The organism is Halorubrum rarum, from assembly GCF_048380895.1.
In the GTDB taxonomy this organism is placed as follows: domain Archaea; phylum Halobacteriota; class Halobacteria; order Halobacteriales; family Haloferacaceae; genus Halorubrum.
The window spans coordinates 1-979 of sequence record NZ_JBLWMN010000039.1 but is presented as its reverse complement, the minus strand read 5'-3'; the positions used below and the strand labels follow the sequence as shown (position 1 = coordinate 979).

Annotated in this window: 1 protein-coding gene; it reads right to left on the bottom strand. The window is 54.0% G+C overall.

Annotated features, from left to right (window positions below; all coding sequences use genetic code 11):
* Positions 1–22: 22 nt before the first annotated feature.
* Positions 23–862, bottom strand: coding sequence for an IS5 family transposase (locus ACNSN7_RS15530; protein WP_418283205.1), 840 nt, complete (start codon positions 860–862; stop codon positions 23–25).
* Positions 863–979: the final 117 nt, after the last annotated feature.

Here is a 979-nt window from a genome sequence, read left to right as displayed (position 1 = left end):
GGCCTTGTTTAGACGCCAGCGTTCAGCGATCTGCCACCTCGATTGCGCGTTCGATGTTTCGCACCGCTGATTTCATGACAAGTTCGCGGAATTGACCGAACCACGTTCTGGCCCACAGCGTCTCACCGTATCGCTGTCGCAATCCGAAAAACACGGATTCAGCGTTCGAACGCTGGTTATACTCTCGATCGTGGATGAGTAAGTTTCTCGCCCATCCTCGGAAGCCGGGGCCACGTTGCGGAATCAGTGGTGTGATACTTTCAGCCCGCAACCTCGTCCGGAGAGCTTCCCAATCGTATCCTTTATCCGCCGCCACAGCCGTTAGATCGTCGAGATTCCGGACTAACACCTGCAAACCAACTTGGGTATCGTGCGGTTGTTTCATCGAGCAGTGTATATCGATGATCGCGCTCGTTTCACAATCGATGAGTAGCGTGGTTTTGACCGCCTCAAACGTGTAATCTGTTCGCTTCGCGTAGTGCTGACTAGCTTGAACGCGATCCACGCCGGTTGCGTCGATTGCTTGGACATCTCCGAGTTGATACAGTTCGACCGACGCGTTGAGGATCGCTCGCCACCGCTTCATCGGGATCGCTTGCTTACGCACACAGACGGTCGAAAAGTGTGGCAGCGTCTCGACCGTCAAACCAAGTGAGTCTGCTACTCTCGGCATCTCTCGGAGAACATCCATTAATTTCCGGTAATCGTGTTCAAGATACTCTTTGAACCCCTGAACGGCGAGAATTACCCAGTCGGCATACCCCTCTTTTCCGGGTCGGTATGCGGGAGCTGGCTCACCAGCGACGGCTTTTTGAGCAAGCGTTACAACCGTCTCTGCGAAGCGGGCGGTCTTGGTTTGCACACCCAATCCGTCCCGCTTCAGTTCCTAGAAAATGTGGTACTTCTACGGAGAGACGAGTACGGCAATCCGAGTGACAGAGCTCTCAGACTGATCGGAATCAACCGTCTAAACAAGGCC